A 21,703-nucleotide genomic window follows, 5' to 3' on the forward strand; every position below is an offset into this window, starting at 1 on the left:
ACAATGGAAAACGAAGACGCGGCAACAGATCCGCTTTGGTACAAGCAAGCCATTATTTATCAAGTCCATGTCAAAGGATTCTATGACCACAATGGGGATGGAATAGGCGATTTTGAGGGCCTGAGACAGAAGCTTGATTATTTAGAATCTTTGGGGATTACGGCCATTTGGCTTTTACCTTTTTATCCTTCTCCTTTAAAAGACGATGGCTATGACATTTCCGATTATTATGATGTCAATTCCACTTATGGCAAATTAAGCGACTTCCGGCGTTTTCTTAAAGAAGCCCATCGCAGAGGGATTCGGATCATTACAGAGCTTGTCATTAACCACACTTCCGATCAACACCCGTGGTTTCAGCGTGCCCGTCGATCGCCTTCAGGATCCGTTTGGCGGGACTTTTATGTATGGAGCGATACGCCAGAAAAATACAAAGATGCACGCATCATTTTTCAAGACTTTGAACCGTCCAATTGGTCATGGGATCCGGTTGCAAAAGCCTATTATTGGCATCGCTTCTATTCCCATCAGCCTGATTTAAATTTTGAAAGCCCGCATGTACAAAAAGAAGTCTTCCGCGCTTTAGACTTTTGGTTTGACATGGGAGTCGATGGACTGCGGTTGGATGCCATTCCTTATTTATTTGAGAAGGAAGGGACCAACTGTGAAAATTTGCCTACCACCCATGAATTCATTAAGAAACTCCGCCAACATGTCGATGCCAAATATCAAGATCGCGTATTCATTGCTGAGGCTAATCAGTGGCCGGAAGACGCCGTTGCTTATTTTGGGCAAGGAGATGAATGCCATATGGCTTTTCACTTCCCTGTCATGCCGAGGCTTTTTATGGCCATCCATATGGAAGACCGCTTTCCCATCATTGATATTCTGGAACAGACTCCCCTTCCCCCTACAAGATGCCAATGGGTCATGTTCTTAAGGAACCATGACGAGCTCACGCTTGAAATGGTTTCCGATGAAGAAAGGGATTATATGTATCGCATTTATGCCAAAGATCCCAAAGCCAGAATCAATCTGGGCATCCGCCGCCGCTTAGCCCCTTTGCTTGATAACGATCGAGCTAAAATCGAGCTAATGTATACCCTTCTTTTTTCTCTCCCCGGCACACCTGTCATTTATTATGGCGATGAAATCGGCATGGGGGACAATTATTATTTAGGAGACCGCAACGGCGTCCGCACCCCTATGCAATGGAGCCCCGACCGCAATGCCGGCTTCTCCTCTGCCAATCCTCAAAAGCTTTATCTGCCTGTCATTATCGATCCGTCCTACCATTATGAAGTGATCAACGTCGAAAACCAAGAACGTAATCCCTCTTCGCTCTTATGGTGGATCAGGCGTACGCTTCAAGTACGTAAAAGACATAAAGCATTTGGATTCGGCTCGCTTGAATTCATTACTTCGGATAATCCCAAAATTTTGGCCTTTACCCGTTCTTATGACGATGAAATTATCCTTGTCATTGCCAATATGTCGCATTTCCCACAAGCTGCCGAGCTTGATCTAGGTAAATATGTCGGTTATGTTCCCATCGAGCTTTTTCATCACAACCATTTTCCCCTTGTTAAAGAAAAGGGCTATCATGTGACAATGGGAGCGCATAGCTATTTTTGGCTTTTGCTACGGCCTAGCGAAAAGCTGAGCAAATTGATCCATCAAAGCACGATTCCAAAGATGGCAGTGGAAAAGAACTGGGAACATGTCTTTGATTCATCGCATAAGCGCTTTCTTGAGAAAAATATTTTTCCTTATTTTATAAAAAGAGCCCGTTGGTTTGAAAAAAAACTAGCAACCATCCAGCAAGTCAAGCTCATTTTATGCCTTGAGATTGGAAATACCCGGCTATGCTTTTTGGAAATCCGTTATTTAGAAACAGATGATGTCGACACATATTTGCTGCCCATTGCATTTGCACCCAAGCCTGAGTCCGATCAAATTTTAATCCATACCCCTAATAGCGTAATAGCGACCCTGACAGTTGATAATCAAGAGGGCATCCTCTATGACGGCATTTATTCCGATCAGCTGCGCAATGCCTTGCTCGAATTAATTTTAAAGCGCAAAAAAGCCCGCTTAGACAGTCAAGAGCTGGTGGCCTCTCCCGGTGAAGATATCAAAAAAGAGGATGTGCACTTAATAGATGGAATTCCATCTTTGGTCATGAAAGGAGAACAAACCAATTCCTCCGTCCTATATGGCAATAAGTTCTTCTTAAAACTCTATCGCAAACTAGAAGAGGGAATTAATCCCGAAGTTGAAACGCAACGATTTCTTTCAGAGGTGGCGAAATTTACTCCTATTCCCTCTTTCGAAGGCAAAATAGAATGGATGCGCCCGAATAAAGAACCGACTGCCATTGCAATTTTAGAATCGGTCGTAGGCAATGAAGGAACGGGATGGGATTTTACGCTTGATGCCTTAACACGCTATTATGAGGGCTTATTAGCTTTTAAAGATAGGAATATCGAGCTTCCGCCCACAGAAAAAAATGACATTAAGCCGCGCTTAGAGGATTTAATTGGCGGAAGATTTCTTGAAGCAACACGGTTGCTTGGGCAACGAACAGCTGAAATGCATTTAGCCCTTGCCTCTCACCCGGAAAATCCAGCCTTTAGGCCTGAGCCTTTTACCCTCCTCTATCAGCGTTCTCTCTATCAGACCATGCGCAGCAACGCGCGTACAGCCTATCAGCTTCTAAAAAAAAGCTTGGAAAAAATTCCAAGCGATCAACGCGAAGTTGCAGAAGAAGTCCTAAAAAGCGAGGCTTTACTGCTCACTAGCTACCGTAGAATCTTTCAAACCAAGCTGACGGGGATGAGGATGCGCATTCACGGAGATTATCATTTAGGACAAGTGCTTTATACAGGAAAAGATTTCTATATTATCGACTTCGAAGGCGAGCCTCTGCAACCCCTCAGCCAACGGCGCTTTAAACGCTCCCCTTTGAGAGATGTTGCAGGCATGCTCCGCTCTTTCCATTATGCGGCGTATAAAGTATTGCTAACATCAACGTTTATCAGGCCTGAAATTATTTCCAAGCTAGAACCATGGGCTATTTTATGGTATGAACATGTCAGCGCAGTCTTTTTAGACTCTTATAAGCAATTCATACAAGCAGGCCATCTGCCTTTGATAGGCAAAGATCCCAATGAAAGTGTTCTCTTACTGGATATTTATTTGCTTAATAAAGCTGTCTATGAACTCTCCTACGAACTGCACACTCGCCCAGAATGGATGATTATTCCTTGCAAAGGCATCTTATACGGCTTAAGGAATACAGTGCAGCCGGTATTAAAGCCTGCATAGAACTCTATTGCAATAACTCATAGCCTAGCTTTTTTCGCTTTACCTTATTTTTTGTCTTCTTCAACGTTAAATTGGTGCAATAGGCGATGAAAAAGCGGTGCAAAGATAAGACCGACGACAATCAAGAAAATCACACCGCTAAATAGCGCATAGGTTCCGGCAAAAATTTTTCCGCCTACAGTTTGGGGATCAGCGACAGGTCCCATTCCAGAAAGAATCATAGCCGCATTGAGATAGGCATCAAGCCAACTCATTTGTTCAAAATGATGATAACCGGCCATTCCTATTAGCAAGGAGAGCAAAACAATCAAGAAACCAATTAAAATGCTATGCATCAGACGCTTAGCAAAAGATCTTTTTACTAATACAAGAGAGCGGTGATTTTCAGACATATGACCTGCTTAAGGACTAGGGACTGGGCAGCCTAAATCAGTAAATAATTAATAGACATCTACACTCTAATGAATAAACCTTCTAAAGAAAATCGTTTTTTCATAGGCTTTATCCAGATAGTCCATTAACTCGATTTTTGTTTTTTTTTTGCCTTTTAAACCGATGAGAAAGCTCTCTCAAGGGAAAATGATAAGCCCATAATTTTTAATCTTGGCCTGCCTGCCATTTATTTATATGCGGAGCTTCGATGCAGTCGAGAGGGAAAAAACAGAACTTAGGTTATTTATCTCTCAAATCAATTAACTTAAAATAAAACAGAGTGTCGTATGCCCTTTACAATTGGTGGAGAATGGATTCCCGAGAATCTTCCTCCTTCTAAACCCAAACATCCGATTAAGGTCGTTAAGGAAAAAAGGGGATCTTCCTTAGTCACCCTTCTTCTTAATCTCCCCTTGGAAATCGAAGACCTTAAACACTTGTGCTCCACCCTCAAACAGCGATTGGGCTGTGGAGGAGCGGTTAAAGAGAACCACATTGAACTGCAAGGGGACAAAGTCCAAGCAGCCAAAGATTATCTTAAGACGCAGGGAATGAAAGTTTCTTAAGCGAATGATAGCCGCCCGCTTCAGATCAGAAAGGCTTGATTTCCTACATCCCTTTCTTTATTTCAGTCTGTTTTCTTCCATTCCTTCAATTGCAAGGAAACAGATCTTGGCATAAAACGTTAATTTCAAGGCTCGTCAGCTTTGCGTTTGTAAGCTGAGATGGCATCGTCAACCGCTTGCTTAAGAGCTGCATTTACCCAAGGCAGCCGATCGATCACTTGTTCGGCCCACTCAAAATAAGCTTTTATCCTTTCCATAGGCCAACCTACAGGGGGACTTCTAATGAGATCTTTTAAATTACAGAGTTTATCTGACAATTTAATTTGGGCTGCTCCCGCTGATTTATGAGGAGCATCGACAATCTGCAAACGCTTTCTCTCTTCTTTTGGGAGACTCTTATCATCCGTCACTTCTTGAACAAAATCCGCGACTCGCCTTCCAAATTTTTGAGTAATTTCCTGATAAGAAGTATTTGTATCTTCAATAGTGTCATGAAGCAAAGCAGCGATGATGATATCCGAATCCCTCACTTGGCCTATCACTAAAAGCTGATCAGCGACTTCTATAGGATGGATAATATAAGGAGTTTGATTGAGGTCCTTCCGTTGTTGATTGCGATGCTTATCTGCGGCAAAAGCAATGGCGTCAATCATGCGATGGACATCTTGCTCTATCCATCCTTCCCCATTTAAGTAGCAGCGAAGTAAATGAGCAGACAATTCATCATAATGGGCTAAAACGGCTTCTCTGTTATTTTCTGCATGCTCTTGAATAGAGAGACGGCACTCCATTAAATGCTGTTCAATCCGGGCCTTTGCTGGAAACATGGATCGATCCTCTATTATTTTGTCTTGTGGGGCTGTTGAATGCCCATTCGCAGACATAAAAAAATCATTCCGCCTATCAAATATCTTATACACCTTTGCATTTTCTTCTTGCAAAAGACAAACGATTTTTTGCCTTTTATTCATCTTTCCTCTTTTCTAAAAATTCTTTAAAGGGTGTATTAAAACTGCTAATGTTTGAGATTATTTTCCATTTAGAAGCAAGCCTAAGATAGAGGAAGATATGAAGTCAGATAGCCTCTGTCCCAGCCCTTCTCCTTGGAAAAAGAACGCGAATATAGACTATTAGGAGCTTTAATATACCCTCTAAGAGGCAAGAGCCATGTCCGATCAAGAGCTTTTTTCACTCTCGGAGAACAGCCATTCTCATTTAGGAGATTTTAGCGAAAGTAAAAAAATAGAGGCCTTTGTTTTTCAAATAAATGAGCGCAGGTTTGGAATTGAACTACCCTATGTACAAGAAGTTTGCATTTTAAAACAATTGACTCCTGTGCCTGCCGTTCCGCCCTTCATTAAAGGATTAGTCCAGTTGAGGCGCAAAATTTTATGCGTTGTAGATTTGCCTATTTTTCTAGATTTGCCGCTCAATCTTTCCCCTCTTGCTCAATCTTACCTCCTTGTGCTGAACTATCAAAATCGGGAATTGGCTCTTCTTATTGATCAAGCAGAAGGCATTCAATCTCTTGCGCTTTCTTCCAATAGAGAGGAGGGCAAGGGCCTTTTGCAAGAATTTATTATGGCAACAACACAAGACGCTATTCTCATTTTAGATGGAAAAAAATTTCTTAAAGATGCGCGCTTGCTTATTGGAACGCATCGTCAATAGCCACTAGCTTGGATTCGCGTATAGAGCCATTGGTTAATTGACACGCTCTTATTTTCTTTCGATCCCTTTCAATTTTTTTGGCTGATTATTTTTATGAATTTGTTTACATAGTGAGACAAGAATTGAGGATGAAGGCATGAATCCATTGAGAATGAAATATCGTCTCCTTTTTTTAATTTTGTTGCCCTTTTTTGTTTTAATGGGACTCCTTATTCAATTTTTGTATTCGGACTATGAAGACGTACAGGAAATGAACCAAGTCATTCGCTTATCAACGCTTGGCAACCAAATCAGCCTACTTATTGATTCGTTGCAAGAGGAATTGACCTTCACTCACTTAAATCTTTTGGAAAAAGATTCAACCTATAATCAGCATTTACAAGAGACTCAACAGCAGACGGATGCTCGCTTCTCAACGATTAAAAAGCTTGTCAATCAGCATTCTTTCGAAGAAACGCATTCATTCCTTCCCCTCACATTTCAAGAAACTTTTGAGAAATTAGATGCACTTAATCAAAAACGCCAGCAGCTTTTTTCCGGCATCCTTTCTCTTCAAGATTTCACCCAATCCATTCAAAATCTGACAGAAGAGTTAATTGTCCACATTTCCAATATTGCCACCGCCTCTACTGACGCCGAATTAGCCAAGGCTTTATTCGCCTATATCAATTTAATTTACGAGAAGTGGATGGCCAATCAAGAGAAACGGCTTGTATTTGTAAGTCTTTTAAAAGAACGTTTGACCGTAGATCAATATATTCGCTTAATCGATGCGATCGGCCAGCAAGTCGCTTTTAAAAAGGCCTTTTTTGGAGTAGCAACTCCCATGCAGGAAGAGATCTATCAAACGGTCATGAGCACTCCGCTCATCCAGGATGCCTCGCACATGGAAGAAATGGCCATTGCACAGGGGCCTAATACCCCTCTTCATTTAAACGCCACTCGCTGGTGGGAGGCCCAGACAGAAAAAGTGAACAAACTGCGGGAAGTGGAAACAAGACTGCAAAAAGAGCGCATTCATGACATACAGCTGCGCAAAGCGAATAAAGAAAGGAATATCATCCTTGTCTTGACGATTGCCCTTTTGACTTTAGGCATTACCCTCTATTTTTTGTTTAAAAACCTGGGATTGCTTGCTCAACGGCTTCAAGAAGAAGTCAATCTATTGACCTCTTCCGGACAAGAGATATTTTCCGATGTCAAGGATACTTCTGCTATTACCCAAGAAGCAGCCTCTTCTGTAGCCTATACAACAGATATTGTTGAGAGGCTTAAACAAACAGCCCAAGCGTCGGCTGGAAAAGCTGACCATGTCTCTCAAGTATCCGATCAGTCGTTGAAAGTCTTACAAGATAGTGAAAAAGCAATTAATGAGACGATACAAGGAATGAACAGAATTCAAGAGGGAATGCAGACAGTTTCTAACAGTATTACTAAATTAAGCGACCATAGCCAAATTATTGGAAATATTATCGGCTCGGTCAATGATATATCCGAGCAATCGCATCTTTTAGCCGTCAATGCAGCCATTGAAGCTGCTAAAGCAGGAGAACAAGGCAAAGGATTTACGGTGGTCGCTCAAGAAATGCGAAATCTAGCTCAGCAATCAAAGCAAGCAACAGGACAAGTCAGGAACATTCTTCATGATATCCAGCGAGATATTCATGCGGCAGTGACGGCTGCCGAACAAGGCTCCTTACTCGTTGCCAACGGAATGAACCAGTCTTCTCAAACCAATCAATCCATCCGGTCTTTATTTGAAAAAATTACAAATGTCGCCCAAGCCGCCAATCAAATCGCCCACTCAAGTCAGCAACAACTCATTGGTGTAGAAGAAGTCACAGTAGCCATGAATCAAATCAAAAAAGCCAGCCATCAGCAAGTTGCCAAAATGCAGCATATTGAGCTTGGAATAAGACAATTAAATGAAGTGGGAAATAATCTAAAAGATTTATCCCATGAATATAGGCTTTAAATGGACAAAAGCGAAGAAGAGTTTTTAGCCAAGCTCTTAAAGACTTATAAAATTGAAAGCCAAGATCTTATTAAACAGCTGACAGATCATCTACTAGCCCTTGAAAGTCATCCTGGCCGAGAAGACAGCGCTTTGATAGACGCTATTTTCCGCGAGGCCCACAGCTTAAAGGGGTCATCACGCGCGGTTGACTTTTATCAAATTGAAAAGGTTTGCCAATCAATGGAAGATGTCTTGGGAGCTTGGAAGCAAGGAGAAATCAAAGCGACTTCATCCTTATTTGATACTTTACATACAACAGTGGATTGGATTAGCCAAGCCATCCAAGAGGCAAATAGTGTTGAAAAGGCAGAAGATCCCAAAAAAATAGAAACGCTTATCCATCAGCTCAAACAGCATATAGAAAAGCCCGCCCCTCCTTCGCCCGCTCCTTCAGAAGATCAAGTTTTCGTCCCTATAAAAGAAACGCCTATTCAAATTCCTGAAGAAACAGCCCATCCCTCTTCGCTCAGCCCTTTACAAGAAGAATGGAAGCCCATTTCAGATTCAACAATTCGCGTCTCTTCCTTAAAATTGACGCTTCTGCTTAGACAGGTGGAAGAGATACTTTCTGTGAAATTTATTTCAGATCAGCATATTCTATCCCTCCAAGCACTTAAGCAAAATCTCGACATATGGGAAAAAGAGTGGAGGCTAAATCAGGAAAACATCAAGGGGCTTTCTAATGCTCAAGCTCAGTCTTGGAAAGCAAAAGAATTACTTTTCAAGGATTTGGAAGGCGGCTTTGAATGTTTTTTTAAAGAAATGAACCGCCAGCTTGATCAGAGCCTCAAGCAAATGGAACAAGACCATTTTACCGTCAGCGCCTTAGTCGATCGCTTATTGGATGAGACCAAACAAATCTTAATGCAGCCTTTTTCAACCATGCTAGCGCCCTTTCCAAAAATGGTCAGAGAAATCGCCCGATCTTTGAAGAAAGAAGCGATTTTGGAGTGTACAGGAAAAGACATTGAAATCGACAAGCGAATCTTAGAAGAATTAAAGGAGCCATTTATTCATCTTATCCGCAACAGCCTTGACCACGGAATCGAACAGCCCGAAGAACGGATAAAGAAAGGTAAATCTTCTTCAGGAACTATTCGAATCGATATTTCTTCCATTAGCAGCCAACAAGTTGAGATTGTTTTGGCGGACGATGGCGGTGGAATCGATTTGGAAAAAGTCAAGCAATCAGCTTTAAAGCAAGGCTCCTTGACCCAGAAGGAGGCACAGCGTTTGGACGAACAGCAGGTCATAAATTTGATCTTTCAATCAGGATTATCGACAAGCCCGCGCATCTCTGAGCTATCGGGGCGGGGAATAGGCATGAGCATTATTATAGAAAAAATTGAGCGATTGGGAGGCCAGCTATCAATTGAAACAGCCAAAGACAAAGGCACTGCTTTTCGCATGGTTTTTCCTCTTACATTAGCAACTTTTAGAGGCCTCCATATTCAAGCAGGTAAACAAGATTTTATTTTGCCTACTCAATACGTCGCCAAAGTCCTTCCTTTTGCCTCCCAGAAGAGGAATTTTATTGAAGGGCACTCATTATTCGCTTTTGAAGATCAAAACATTCCTTATGCTTCTTTAGCCCGCATCCTAGGGCTTGACAACGCTTCTTCCATCGATCAAGCGCTGCCATTTATTCTTATCATTCAGTCCGCGCATATGCTTGCCGCCATTGGAGTTGAGGATGTGCTGAATGAAAAAGAAATATTAATAAGAGATTTGGGGAAGCAGCTTTTACATGTTCAACACATTGCAGCTTCTACAATTGACGAATCCGGTCAAGTCATTCTCATTTTAGATCCCTTTGAGCTAACTAAATCTATTCTTAAGGACGCTCATTCCCCTTTATCTTCCCCTCATTCGGCTACCATTTTAGTTGCCGACGACTCGCCTACGATGTGCGAACTCTTAAAAAGAGAATTGGAATCAGCGGGCTATCGCGTGGTCTTAGCTAAAGATGGCCGCGAAGCCATCGAAAAGCTAAATAGCCAATTCATTGACTTATTGATTTCTGATATAGAAATGCCTGTCCTAAATGGATTTGAACTCGTCAAGCATATAAGAAATGCGCCGCTTTTTAAATATTTGCCTATCATCTTATGTACGTCTTTAACCAATCAAACTGATTATGATTATGGACTAGCAATAGGAGCAAACGCTTATTTTTTCAAAAAAGATTTAAAAAGGAATGCCTTATTAGATACAATTAAAAAATTATTAGAGATTCAATAACACTCAACTAGGATGAATGATGGCCCCTATTCAGGTTTTGATTGTCGACGATTCTGCAGTGTCTAGAGATTTGCTTGCCCATATCATTGAATCGGATCCTTCCCTAGAAGTCATAGGAAAAGCAGAAAACGGCGAGGAAGCGCTCCAATTTATTGAGAAGCGAAACCCCGATATTGTTTTGATGGACATTGTCATGCCCAAAATGGATGGCTTTGAAGCCACACGAAAAATCATGGAACGCTCTCCTCTCCCAATTGTTATTGTCACAGGTCTTTATAATCCCAAAGAAGTCAAACAAGGCTATCGCGCCCTTAGTGCCGGAGCGCTCGCCATTTTAGGAAAACCGGCAGGGTTGCGAGATCCGAAGTATGCTGAAATTTCCCATTCGCTTATACAAGCCATTAAAGTTTTGGCAAACGTTAAAATTAAACGTCCGCCCTTGACATCGCTCTCTATGGCTTCCCCGGCAACTCCTTCGCTTTTCATGCAACCATCGGTGTCCTCCTTTCATGCGATTGGAATTGGCGCTTCTATCGGAGGCCCTCAAGCTTTATCTACTATTCTCTCTTCTTTGCCTTCTAACTTTCCCGTTCCCATCATAGCATTGCAGCAGCTTTCAACAGATTTTAATCAAGGGTTGGCCGATTGGCTAGCCTCTTCTTGCAATCTTAACATCAAGCTACCTGAAGAAGGAGAAAAATTAACTCCCGGAACAGTCTATATTTGCCCACATGATTGCCATTTAGAGATCGATGAACACAAAGGCATCAAGCTTATTAAGCCATCCACTCAGGAAGACGCATGCCCGTCCATTAACCGTTTATTCAAGTCAATGGCAAAACACATGGGCGCTAAATCTATCGGGGTGCTTTTATCGGGCTCAGGAAATGACGGTGTGGAAGGGGTTCTCGATATTAAAAAAGCGGGTGGCGTATCTATTATCCAAGACGAGGAAAGCAGCTTGATGTTCGATAAACCGCAGCAGGCCATTCAAGCAGGCGCAGCCAATCAAGTCGTCCCCCTACAGCAAATTGCTACGACTTTAGAATCTCTTATTAAAATAAAATAGATTAAACGTTTTTACGAGACAGTTTCTGTATTAAAACTAAAATCTAAATAGCAAGGATAAGAGAAAGCTTTGCGAGACTAAACAAGCTATACGAGTGGCGCCTGGGTAGTAGCCGTGGGTGGAGGCGCAGTCGAAACCCGCGGACCACATGTAAAAACTCTCTTTAACCACGCGAGTGGTGCAGCTTAAGAAACTTCGCTTGCATTCACCAGGCAAAACGCTTGCCTATTTGGATTGCTAGACATGTTGCCGATTTAAGACTCCTGAGGAGAAAACAAACTCTCAGAAATAGCCTCGCTCATTCTCTTCAATTTTTATTTTCCTCTCTAATTCGCCTCATTCCATACGGCCATCTTTTAACATACTCAACGCCATTCCTATAGACTCATTTTTCAAAATACAATCTAATAAATTCATTTTCAAATCCTTAAAATAAAACTTACCTTCGAAGCGAGTTTCTCCTTAAAAGAATATTTTAAAATTTCATATCATTTTTTTTTTGCAAATGCTTAAATAAAAACTTGGTAAAAAACGGAGTTGATGGATCGCAATTGGTATACTGCTTCCCATTCCAATAAACAGACAAACGATTAGATAAGGAGTCTGAAAATGAAAAAAGATTCATGGTTGATTGTCGCAAATAGCAGCTTAGCCCGTATTTTCAAAATAGAGAAAAAGCATGCTTTAGTAGAAATGGAAGTCCTGGAACATCCTGAGAGCCGTTTGCATAATCGAGATCTTACATCGGACAAGCCTGGGCGAGATTTTGAAAGCACAGGATTTGCACGCCATAGTTTAGAGCCACATTCAACTCCGAAAGAACAAGAATTTAATAATTTTGCCAAGCACATTGCCCATTATTTAGATAATGCTTTAAATAAAGGAGAATTTGAGCGCCTCTATATCTCCGCAAGCCCTAATTTATTAGGCCTATTAAGGAGAGCGCTTCACCCCTCAACCCAGAAAACGATTAGCGGAGAATTAGACAAAGATATGACTCAGATGAAGCCCGATGAAATTGCAAATCATTTGCCCTTTCTTTTTTAGCCTGTAGCTTGTCTGTAGAGGCAAATTATTTCTAATAAAGATCAAGCAATGAATGAAGATTTCTGGGCGGACCTGCATGAAGGCGACATTCATGTCCGGGATAATCTGCAATTTGAGCTAAAATCAGAATTCTTCATCAATCCTACAGCTAAACAAAACGTGTATAAACAAGAATTTTTCTTGTTTATTCCCAACTCTTTAAATATTAACAAGCAAACTTATTCAAAAGAACAGTTTTATTTAGACCAAACGAACTTATTCCGCTATAAAACGCCGCAGATCAGTTTGAAGGATTTAATCAATCCCTCTTATCATCCCTCTCCGCTTATACGTCTTCAGCATTTTCTTAGCGCTAATGATCCTCTTACTCAGTTGCCGGTTGTTTTCGATGAGCTCAAGCTTTTTGGGAACGTATTTAAAGCCGCTTTGCGAGAGCGTATGCTACAGATCGAGCTAGTCTTTAAAGACGCATCGATAAATGAGCTGCAGAACGCTCCTCAGGCAATTTCCGAACTATGCACAGATGTAACAGCGATGTGCGAGTTATTTCGCCGTATAAGGTCCCAAATAACAACTAATCATTCTCATGCTTTGAAGAGGCATTTCCGCTACGTGGATGAATTTATTAGCGATACAATTGACACTTACTTTCTTGCTTTGCTGCAACAATTGCGCCATTTAGAGCATAGGCATTATATATCTAGCGAAAAGCAGCTTTGCCAAATTATTTTAAGGGAGAAGCTTTATCGTAAGCGAAATTATTTAGGCCCCAAGACATTGCGAGGCCATATTTTTTCGAATGAATCTATTCTTTATCGGCGTGGGCTGCTCAATCAATTCATGCGAGAGGCCTTGCTTCTTAAAAGCTATCGCTATTCTTTAGAAGAGAAGCATCGCAATATCTTAGGAGCCACTGCAGCAGGCATAGCGATGTTCATTTATATGGTCTTGTTTGCATGGAAAGCCTCTGATTTTGTCATCAATTCATTTCCTTTCATTTTTTTTGCGGTTGTATTTTATATTTTAAAAGATCGAATCAAAGAAGGGTTGAAAAATATTTATTTTCGACAAGCTTATCGATGGTTTCCAGATTATTCAACTGAGATTCAAAGCCCCAAAGGCTATAAAGTCGGCTATCTAAAAGAAAGCCTAGCCTTCATTGATCCCTCCCAATTGCCTCTCGGTTTTTTAAAAATACGCAATTACCATTTTCACGAAGAACTACAAGCTTTGAACCGGCATGAGACCATTATTCAATATAAGCGCGAAGTAACGCTTTTTCAACATCGCCATATATCGGAAGAAAGGCGCCGCGAATTAACAACGATTTTCCGTCTCAACATTCAATATTTCTTAAAAAAAGCCAGCAATGCTCTTCAACCACATTTGGATTTGGATACCTATACGCAAGAAATCAATGAGCGCCTTCTTCCCAAAGTCTACCATCTCAACATGATCATTCGAAATACCTACTTAGCATCCGATTCAACGGTTAAAATCGAAATAAAAAAATTCCGCGTAGTAATGGATAAAATCGGGATCAAGAGGGTTGAACAAATCAAATCGCCCTAGCTTAATAAGTGTTTTTCAAATTTTAAGAGAATTATGCGCAAAGAATCATTAGATCTATCCCATCAGCCTCTTCTTTCTGCTAAGTTTCGCTCTCTTCAAGTCGATTTAGCCGAATACACATTTGCCAATCTTTATCTATTCAGGCAGCTTCATCGCTATGAAGTTATCTTTGGCGAAGAAATTATTATTCAAGGATATACAAGAGATGGATTCCGCTATATAATGCCGACCTTTATCCCTACGCAGCAATCGATTCCTTTCCTAAAAGAACAGCTAGAGCAGGCTGATTTTTTATTTCCCATTCCTGAAATATGGATGAACGTTTTTTACCCCATCCTTTCTCAGGCCTCGTTTAAGGAGGAAGATAGCGATTATCTGTTCCAAAAGTCTAAATTAGCTTCTTATCCAGGGAGGCATTTAAGCAAGAAACGCAACCTTGTCAAACAATTTTGCTCTCAATATGTCGTTGAGACCCGTCCCCTAACCACCGAGAATAAAAATGACGCTTTAGCCATCCTTAAAAGATGGCAAGACGAGCAGCAGGCTGGCCAAGAAGAAACAGACTATACAGCCTGCCAAGAGGCTATTGAGAAATTAGAATTGCTTGGCCTCAATGGCGGCCTCACCTACGCCGATCAACAGCCAAGCGGATTTTTCATTGGCGAACCCCTTAGTGCAAGTTGCTACACTGTCCATTTCACCAAAGCTCTTAAGCAATTTAAGGGTATTTATCAATATCTTTATCAAGAATTGGCGAATTCCCTTGCTTCTCCATTCTCATGGATCAATTTAGAGCAAGACTTGGGATCGTCAACTATTCGGCAAGCGAAGCATTCCTATCAACCTGATAGACTTGCCCATAAAATGCGTGTCCAACTTTTCCCTCACGAAGCAAGAAAAACGGCATCGATTAAAAACATTCAATTTTAGCCAAGCGCATTCCCGATGCTTTCCACTTTGCCCATTTAGTTAATTGGCGAGTTAGGGAATTTAATTAGAAATCCAAACGATCGACACTATCAGAAACCTTCTTATCCGCTCGATTTACGGCTTCATCGGTCTTTTTATTAAGGTTTTCTTCTTCCTTTTCTGTTTTCTTGTTAGCTCGCTCTACCGCTTCATCGGTTTTCTTATTAATGCGTTCAGAGGCAGCGTCAAGCTTTTTGATCGCATTATCTGCGGCTGCATCGATTTTTTTAATTGCTCTATCCGTTGCTTCCTCTAGTTTTTTGCTGATCTTATCTGCATTTTCATCCATTTTACGGTCTGCTCGATCAGCAGCCTCTCGTGAGCAACTTGATGCAATCAGAATTGCTCCGATTAAAATTCCCGTCCCCCATTTATTCATAGATCCCTCTCTTGTTAGATTTAAGAAGGTGTACTAAAACTCATTAGCGGTTTTAATACAGTCTTTCAGAGGATTTTTTAAAGCCTAGTGTAAGTAAAACCTTATCAACGTCAATATTTTTTTAAAATAAAAAGGCATTTTAAGTTTTAACTTAAAATGCCTTTTCAATTAAAAATAACTTAAACTAAGCTATTAAGCGTGTGGAGCGGGATGATAAAAGCATTGACGCACCAAAGCAGCTGCAAGGCTGATACCGACAATTGCGACAGCAGCTGTAACCCAGCTTGGTAAGCTAGCTGCGAATGCGGGCGCATTAGCTGCAAAAGTTGCAGGAATCTGAGCGTAAGCCGAGAAAGCTGCGACGCCTCCCACCCAAGTTGCAAAGCCTGCTAATGCAGGAACAACGGCTTTAAATTTCAATTGAGTCTCTGTTCTTGAAGGAAGCATCCAGTTTACTCCGCGCGCCACTAGATCGCCAATTTCAATAAAGAGAAGGTTAACAGCAAAAAGAGAAATTGCCGCAATGCGCACGTCTTTCAAATAAGGAAGAGTTTTTTCAGCACCTGATTTTAAAACTGTCCATACCCGACCTGCCCATTCACTTACTTTTCCAGCTGCTTGGCCCGCTTTTTCAGCTGCTACACCGTAAGCTTTAACTACACCGTGTTTGAAAGCGTTAAAAGTTATTTCTAAATTCATAATATGATATCCTCTAATGTTAATATTGTATCATCGAAATTAATTTTTCAAAAGTTGGCCAAATAAAACTCGGATAGATAAAGTCGCCACACTCACCCCCAAAACAACCAGAGGGCTAAGGGGAAGCTCGGCCGCCTTAGCAAATACAATTATGCTGACAGTTAATAAGCCAGCCCCAAGCGCACTTGCAACGCCTTCTGCAACAGCTTTGCGCTGAGGCGTACCGTTTGTTGCCAAAATATTGTGAACGATTCTCGCTCCTAATTTTGCAACTTCATAAGCAATTAAATTGGCAATAATCAGAGAAGCATAAGCAGTCGTAGAGCTTTGCTTGATAGAGTCTCGCAAAGATTGCAAGATAGTAATCAAACGACCTGCAAAATTCCCCGTTCGTTGATAAGTACATTCCAAATTGGACCTCAATCCAATCTGAGTCATATTAATCTCAACCATTTTAATTCCTTATTTGAATAAGCTATGCAATAATACTAAGCCGAAAGCGCTGTCAGCAATTCGACGGCAATCTCTAAACACCCTTTAAGCTTATTTTTTCCAATTGCTTCTTGTTAATAGTTCGATAAATACCCCGTTCTAAAAAACAAATAGGCAGCACAACTTCCAATGCTCAAAGCTGTCATTATCAGTGGCGCTAAAGATAAATTAAAACCGCGATAGAAAGCATAATTACACCCAACCACCGTGGCAGAAAAGACCCCAAATAATTGCACAATTCTAAAAGACCGTACAGGACCTTCTGGGAGACTACTCATAGGGACAGTAAAATGGTCAAGACATTTAGCATATAATTTAGCAACAGCAACAGCTATTTCACAAAAAGCAAAATTAGCCACTATGACAGTTGCAGCCGCCAATCTTTTATCTTGAAGATATCCAGAAGCAATATTAAGCCACTTGACGGTATGATTGGCTAATTGTCCAATACATCTTAATATCGTTTCATAATAATCGGAAAGACTTCCTCTTAGTACATCAACACTAATATTCACTCTCATCCTTCTCTTTATGATCTTAACTGAAAAGCTTTTAAGAGCACGTTAAACGCGCCAAAATATAGGAAACGCAAGTTGCTACGCCCAAAGCTGTGATCAATTGAGGCGATAAAGGGAGATTCAATCCCTGCGCAAATGCGATATTCAATCCTACTATAACACCAATCAAAAGCCCTTGCAGCCCTAAGTTTTTAATTATCCTTCCTGTATCGCCTAAGCTCTCGTCGGAAAGGGATAACTTTTTCAAAATGCTATCGGCTAAACGATAAACTTTTAAACCGATGTTGACAAAAGCTATATTGGAAACCACAACTGCACCGCAAGCTAATCGAGGATCTTGCAACCGTTCGGAAATGACGCTGTGCAATTTCACGGCATGCTGTCCAAGCTTTCCTAATTGTTCCGCTACATGGTCGTAAAAACCGCTAAAGTAGGTTTTGACAAGATTGAGATGAATATCCACGTCAACGTCCTTGGCTAGGTTTTACAAAGGCAATGCGAATTAAACTCTCAAATTTTAGACAGTTAATTAATTAATTTCAATAAAGAATTTTAACCGAAACTATATTCCGTTTTAATATTTTATTTTTTCAAGGTTATTTTTACCTTCAAGTATCCGACTGTTATTTGATTTTTTACTCGACATAAAAAATTATGCAGATATAATAGGTCTAATTTTCTATTCCTATGGAGAACGATACCGTGCGAAATTTCCCTTCTTGAATGTGTCGATCATTGTGACGCAAGCGCGCGTGTCTATAAATTCCCTTATATTTTTATCCTCGACATTGTGCTATCGAATAGCGTACTTTAAGCTCTTTTATTCGGAACTGAAGTCGCATTGGATGATTAAGCAAAGCGCAATCTTTATAAACAATTTAGATGCGTTATTCGTTTGAATTTTATAATTTGTTTACCTTCTAATTGATTCAGCAAATGCTTAGATGAAATAGGAAGTGTATTTAGTTGATAACCCTAAAAAAGGAAGTGGCATGAAGTGAACGGTTGGAATTTAGCTCAAAATCAAAATGTTTATTGGACTCATACGTGGGGACAGCCCTATTTTAGCATTAACGAGAATGGCCATGTTGTCGTTAAGCCTCATTCCGACGGCCAAGAAGGCGATTTATTCGAATTGGTCAAGTCGCTTGTTCAACGCGGCATTGAAGCTCCTATTCTTATACGTTTCGACGATATTATTCGCGATAGAATCCGTTATCTCCAAGCAGCATTTGATTCAGCAATAGAAGAGTTCAATTATCAAAACTCGTATCGAATTGCTTATCCCATTAAGGTCAACCCACAATGCCATGTTGTGGAATTAATTGAACAAGCGGGACGTCCGAACCACTTAGGTTTGGAAGTGGGCAGCAAGCCAGAGCTTATCTCCGTTCTGACATTTAATAACAATTTAGAAGCCCTTTTGCTTTGCAATGGATATAAAGATGCTGAATATATTGAGCTTGCCTTACTTGCAAGAAAACTTGGCAGGCGTTCAATTATTATTATTGAGCAGCCTTACGAACTTCCTCTTGTCCTAGACATTGCTAAACGCTTAAATGTTGAAGCTGAATTAGGCTTTCGCATGAAGCTTTCGACCAAAGGCAGCGGCCGCTGGAAAACATCCGGCGGAGACTTGGCAAAATTCGGCTTAAATACCCATGAGATCGTTTTGTGCCTGGAGCAGCTGCAACAAGCCCAAAAGACTTCTTGGCTGAAGCTTTTGCATTTTCACATCGGCAGTCAAATCACCTCTATTGAATCAATCAAGAAGGCGTTAAATGAAGCTGCGAGGATGTATACAGAATTGGCACAAGTGTGCCCCTCATTAAGCTTTTTTGATGCGGGAGGAGGGCTTGGAGTCGATTATGACGGTTCTAAAACGACATCGGACTCTTCGATGAATTATTCCGTTGAAGAATATGCTAGAGATGTCGTTTCAGCCATTGGAGAAGCCTGCCAGAAGGCCGAACTGCCTCATCCGACAATTATTACCGAATCAGGACGTGCTTTAGTTGCCCATCATGCTGTTTTGATCACAGAAGTCATTGATGTTGCTCCTATGCTAAATCCGCACGAATCCATTCCGACACCCCCGACAGATCATGAAATCTTAGCTAATTTATACCAGCTTTATCACAATCTTTCGCCTGAAGGATGCCAGGAAGCCTTGCATGATGCCAATGAGTTGAAAGAAGCCATGCTGGAAAGCTTTATGCATGGAAATGTTAATTTGATGGAAAGAGCATATGCTGAAAAAATTTACCGTCATTTAATTGCTAAAATTCATTTTCTTGCAAAAGAGCTTCCTTATGTGCCGGAAGATATTGAGAATTTAGACCAAATTTTATTCGATACTTATTTTTGCAATTTCTCGGTCTTTCAATCTCTTCCAGATTCGTGGGCGATTGAGCAGCTTTTCCCCATCATGCCGATCCATCGTCTGAAAGAAGAGCCTAAAAGGCGCGCCATTTTGGCAGACCTTAGCTGCGATAGCGATGGAAAAATCGATCGTTTCGTCAGCCGAAGAGGGCCTAAGCATTATATTCCCCTACATGAATTTAAAAACGAGCCTTATTATGTAGGCATTTTTCTGACGGGGGCCTATCAAGAAATTTTAGGCGGTCTGCATAATTTATTCGGCGATGCCAATGCCGTGCATGTTGGGTTGGACTCAGAAGGCCAATGGGAAGTTAAACATGTCGTCGAGGGGGACTCCATAGAAGAGGTGCTTCGCTATGTTCAATATAACCCTGAACAATTGATTAAGCAATTGCGCAATTTGATTGAAAAAGCCCTGCGCGCCGGACGCCTTTCAAATGAAGAATCCGCTAAGCTTCAAAAACGCTTCAAGGAGTCTTTGGAAAGCTATACTTATCTTATTGTATAAATCTACCCCCGACTGGCGGGAAGACCGGCAAAGCTTTGAAACGAAACAAGGCTTTGCCGGAAAATTCTTCTCTTAAAGAGAAGATATCATTTACAAATATGGAATAGAAACCAATCTCAATATTTCGACTATAATTCTTAACAATTAGGTTTATCATGAGCATTCGTGAATTTATGCGTCGCAATTTTAGACACTTTAATGCAGCTGTCTGCGTTGATGCCGCAGAAGGGTGGATGGCGCATTTAGATAAAGGCGGCAAAATGCTGGTCACTTTAGCAGGGGCGATGAGCACGGCAGAGCTTGGCATTTCTTTAGCCGAAATGATCAGGCAAGATAAAGTCCATGCCATCTCTTGCACAGGAGCGAACCTTGAAGAGGATATTTTTAATTTAGTCGCTCATACGCACTATGAAAGAGTTCCGCATTATCGCTATTTGACGGCAGAAGATGAGCTTGCACTTCTCAAGAAAGGAATGAATCGTGTCACCGATACTTGCATACCCGAAGACACAGCCATTCGCCGCATTGAAAATGAAGTATTAGACTTATGGAAAAAAGCCGATGAAACTAAACAGCGCTATTTTCCCTATGAATTCATGTACCAGCTGCTTGATTCAGGCCAGCTAGAGCGTTACTATGAAATTGATCCAAAAGATTCCTGGCTAATGGCTGCCAAGGAAAAAAATCTGCCTATTTGGACGCCCGGCTGGGAAGATTCGACGTTGGGCAATATTTTTGTCTCACATGTCATCTCGGGAGATCTTAGCAATTATTCCATTGTCAAATCAGGTGCCGAGCAAATGGGAACATTAGTCGACTGGTATAAACAAACATGCCCCACCTCTTCGATTGGGTTTTTCCAAATCGGGGGAGGAATCGCGGGAGATTTCCCTATTTGTGTCGTTCCTCTTATTAGGCAAGACCTTCAAGAAAAGGTTCCTCTTTGGGGATACTTCTGTCAAATTAGCGACAGCACCACTTCTTTTGGCTCGTATAGTGGAGCGGTTCCCAATGAAAAAATTACATGGGGAAAATTGGATGCCAAGACGCCTAGCTTCTTGATTGAATCCGATGCATCGATTGTTGCCCCCTTAATCTTTAATTATGTGCTAGGCAAGTAAAGGCCATGCGAAGCGGTTCTTTCTCTTTTGACTGTTTGAACTTTCAATCGAATGAAAGAGCCGCTTAGCGCTAACAGCCTAGATCCGAGTTTTTTTCCCTAAGAAAAAATAATTTCGCATATGGCCATTCTCTATTGACGTCGCATTCTAGTTTTCTGAAGGCAGAAGCGTCACATCAAACTGCTCAAAAAATGACTTAAGAACCTCTTTATCTTCAGGCGGCCAGTTTGGGTAGCGGTTGCGCAATTTTACCCATTCCTCATAAAAATTTTCAAATCCTGCCGGATGATAAAAAATCAATATTTTCGTTCTTTCTTGCCCCTTGTTAGCCAAAGTATGATAAACATTAGGGGGCACGAGAATAAACGTTCCAGGCCCCGCTTGCAACCATTGATCGTTAAAGAAAACATCTAGCTTTCCTTCTAAAATATAAAAGGACTCGCTAAAAGTCTGGTGCAAATGGATAGGAGGAGGAGGACAGCCGGGCTCGATAGTTTGCTCAATAAAAGCCCACTCTCCATCCGTATGCGCAGCCATCAATTTAATTTGATAAGTATTTTGCTGCGTCGAAAAGATAGGCCCTTCGCCGGCTTTGAGAACAACAGATTGAGGATTATCAAAGGCCTTCATAGACTATTTCCCCGCTGCTACAAAAGAAGTTAGGGCAATCAGACTTCTCGGCCGACCTTGCAA

Annotated in this window: 19 protein-coding genes; 11 read left to right on the forward strand and 8 right to left on the reverse strand. The window is 41.2% G+C overall.

Annotation, left to right across the window (positions count from 1 at the left end; translation table 11 throughout):
* The first annotated feature begins 3 nt into the window (after positions 1-3).
* Positions 4-3,327 (forward strand): maltose alpha-D-glucosyltransferase, encoded by a 3,324-nt coding sequence (gene treS / locus BN3769_RS11965; protein WP_068470903.1) that lies wholly within the window; start codon positions 4-6, stop codon positions 3,325-3,327.
* A 44-nt stretch (positions 3,328-3,371) separates the two neighbouring features.
* On the opposite strand, the gene BN3769_RS11970 is transcribed toward treS, so the two are convergent.
* Positions 3,372-3,719 carry a two pore domain potassium channel family protein gene (locus BN3769_RS11970; protein ID WP_068470905.1) on the reverse strand — a complete coding sequence of 116 codons (348 nt, stop codon included), beginning with the start codon at positions 3,717-3,719 and terminating at the stop codon, positions 3,372-3,374.
* A gap of 327 nt (positions 3,720-4,046) precedes the next feature.
* Here BN3769_RS11970 and BN3769_RS11975 point away from each other — a divergent pair, with 327 nt between their 5' ends.
* Positions 4,047-4,325, forward strand: a complete 279-nt coding sequence (locus BN3769_RS11975; RefSeq protein ID WP_068470907.1) for a translation initiation factor — start codon at positions 4,047-4,049, stop codon at positions 4,323-4,325.
* A 125-nt stretch (positions 4,326-4,450) separates the two neighbouring features.
* Here the strand turns inward: BN3769_RS11975 and BN3769_RS15310 are convergent, their stop codons facing one another.
* Positions 4,451-4,978: an HD domain-containing protein gene (locus BN3769_RS15310; protein ID WP_068471108.1), complete on the reverse strand. Its 528-nt coding sequence runs from the start codon at positions 4,976-4,978 to the stop codon at positions 4,451-4,453.
* Between the two features lie 514 nt (positions 4,979-5,492).
* Here BN3769_RS15310 and BN3769_RS11985 point away from each other — a divergent pair.
* The 7 genes from BN3769_RS11985 to BN3769_RS12015 all read left to right on the forward strand — a co-directional run bounded on the left by BN3769_RS11985 (position 5,493) and on the right by BN3769_RS12015 (position 14,872).
* Positions 5,493-5,996 (forward strand): chemotaxis protein CheW, encoded by a 504-nt coding sequence (locus BN3769_RS11985; protein WP_068470909.1) that lies wholly within the window; start codon positions 5,493-5,495, stop codon positions 5,994-5,996.
* A 136-nt stretch (positions 5,997-6,132) separates the two neighbouring features.
* A complete protein-coding gene (locus BN3769_RS11990) occupies positions 6,133-7,971 on the forward strand; it encodes a methyl-accepting chemotaxis protein (protein WP_068470911.1) in 1,839 nt (612 codons plus the stop codon).
* Positions 7,972-10,254 (forward strand): hybrid sensor histidine kinase/response regulator, encoded by a 2,283-nt coding sequence (locus BN3769_RS11995; protein ID WP_068470913.1) that lies wholly within the window; start codon positions 7,972-7,974, stop codon positions 10,252-10,254.
* Between the two features lie 16 nt (positions 10,255-10,270).
* Entirely contained in the window at positions 10,271-11,323 is a 1,053-nt protein-coding gene (gene cheB, locus BN3769_RS12000; RefSeq protein ID WP_079989551.1) for a chemotaxis-specific protein-glutamate methyltransferase CheB, read from the forward strand.
* A gap of 609 nt (positions 11,324-11,932) precedes the next feature.
* Positions 11,933-12,370, forward strand: coding sequence for a host attachment protein (locus BN3769_RS12005; protein ID WP_068470916.1), 438 nt, complete (start codon positions 11,933-11,935; stop codon positions 12,368-12,370).
* A gap of 48 nt (positions 12,371-12,418) precedes the next feature.
* Positions 12,419-13,942, forward strand: a complete 1,524-nt coding sequence (locus BN3769_RS12010) for a hypothetical protein (protein WP_068470918.1) — start codon at positions 12,419-12,421, stop codon at positions 13,940-13,942.
* 33 nt (positions 13,943-13,975) lie between these two features.
* Entirely contained in the window at positions 13,976-14,872 is an 897-nt protein-coding gene (locus tag BN3769_RS12015; protein WP_068470920.1) for a DUF2156 domain-containing protein, read from the forward strand.
* A gap of 64 nt (positions 14,873-14,936) precedes the next feature.
* Here the strand turns inward: BN3769_RS12015 and BN3769_RS12020 are convergent, their stop codons facing one another.
* The 5 genes from BN3769_RS12020 to BN3769_RS12040 form a co-directional block, all read right to left on the reverse strand.
* Positions 14,937-15,290: a hypothetical protein gene (locus tag BN3769_RS12020; protein ID WP_068470922.1), complete on the reverse strand. Its 354-nt coding sequence runs from the start codon at positions 15,288-15,290 to the stop codon at positions 14,937-14,939.
* A gap of 192 nt (positions 15,291-15,482) precedes the next feature.
* A complete protein-coding gene (locus tag BN3769_RS12025; protein ID WP_068470924.1) occupies positions 15,483-15,989 on the reverse strand; it encodes a hypothetical protein in 507 nt (168 codons plus the stop codon).
* A 39-nt stretch (positions 15,990-16,028) separates the two neighbouring features.
* Positions 16,029-16,442, reverse strand: coding sequence for a hypothetical protein (locus BN3769_RS12030; protein ID WP_068470926.1), 414 nt, complete (start codon positions 16,440-16,442; stop codon positions 16,029-16,031).
* A gap of 113 nt (positions 16,443-16,555) precedes the next feature.
* Complete coding sequence (locus tag BN3769_RS12035) at positions 16,556-16,996, reverse strand: hypothetical protein (RefSeq protein WP_154017909.1); 441 nt, start codon at positions 16,994-16,996, stop codon at positions 16,556-16,558.
* Positions 16,997-17,033: 37 nt separating this feature from the next.
* Entirely contained in the window at positions 17,034-17,462 is a 429-nt protein-coding gene (locus BN3769_RS12040) for a hypothetical protein (protein ID WP_068470931.1), read from the reverse strand.
* A 534-nt stretch (positions 17,463-17,996) separates the two neighbouring features.
* Between BN3769_RS12040 and speA the strand changes: the two genes are divergently transcribed.
* Together speA and BN3769_RS12050 are read left to right on the forward strand one after the other, a co-directional pair.
* Positions 17,997-19,889, forward strand: coding sequence for a biosynthetic arginine decarboxylase (speA, locus tag BN3769_RS12045; protein ID WP_068470933.1), 1,893 nt, complete (start codon positions 17,997-17,999; stop codon positions 19,887-19,889).
* 155 nt (positions 19,890-20,044) lie between these two features.
* Positions 20,045-21,010 carry a deoxyhypusine synthase family protein gene (locus tag BN3769_RS12050; protein WP_068470935.1) on the forward strand — a complete coding sequence of 322 codons (966 nt, stop codon included), beginning with the start codon at positions 20,045-20,047 and terminating at the stop codon, positions 21,008-21,010.
* Between the two features lie 147 nt (positions 21,011-21,157).
* Here the strand turns inward: BN3769_RS12050 and BN3769_RS12055 are convergent, their stop codons facing one another.
* Entirely contained in the window at positions 21,158-21,640 is a 483-nt protein-coding gene (locus tag BN3769_RS12055; RefSeq protein ID WP_068470937.1) for a cupin domain-containing protein, read from the reverse strand.
* Positions 21,641-21,703: the final 63 nt, after the last annotated feature.

The sequence above is a fragment of the Candidatus Protochlamydia phocaeensis genome (assembly GCF_001545115.1).
Lineage (GTDB): Bacteria > Chlamydiota > Chlamydiia > Chlamydiales > Parachlamydiaceae > Protochlamydia_A > Protochlamydia_A phocaeensis.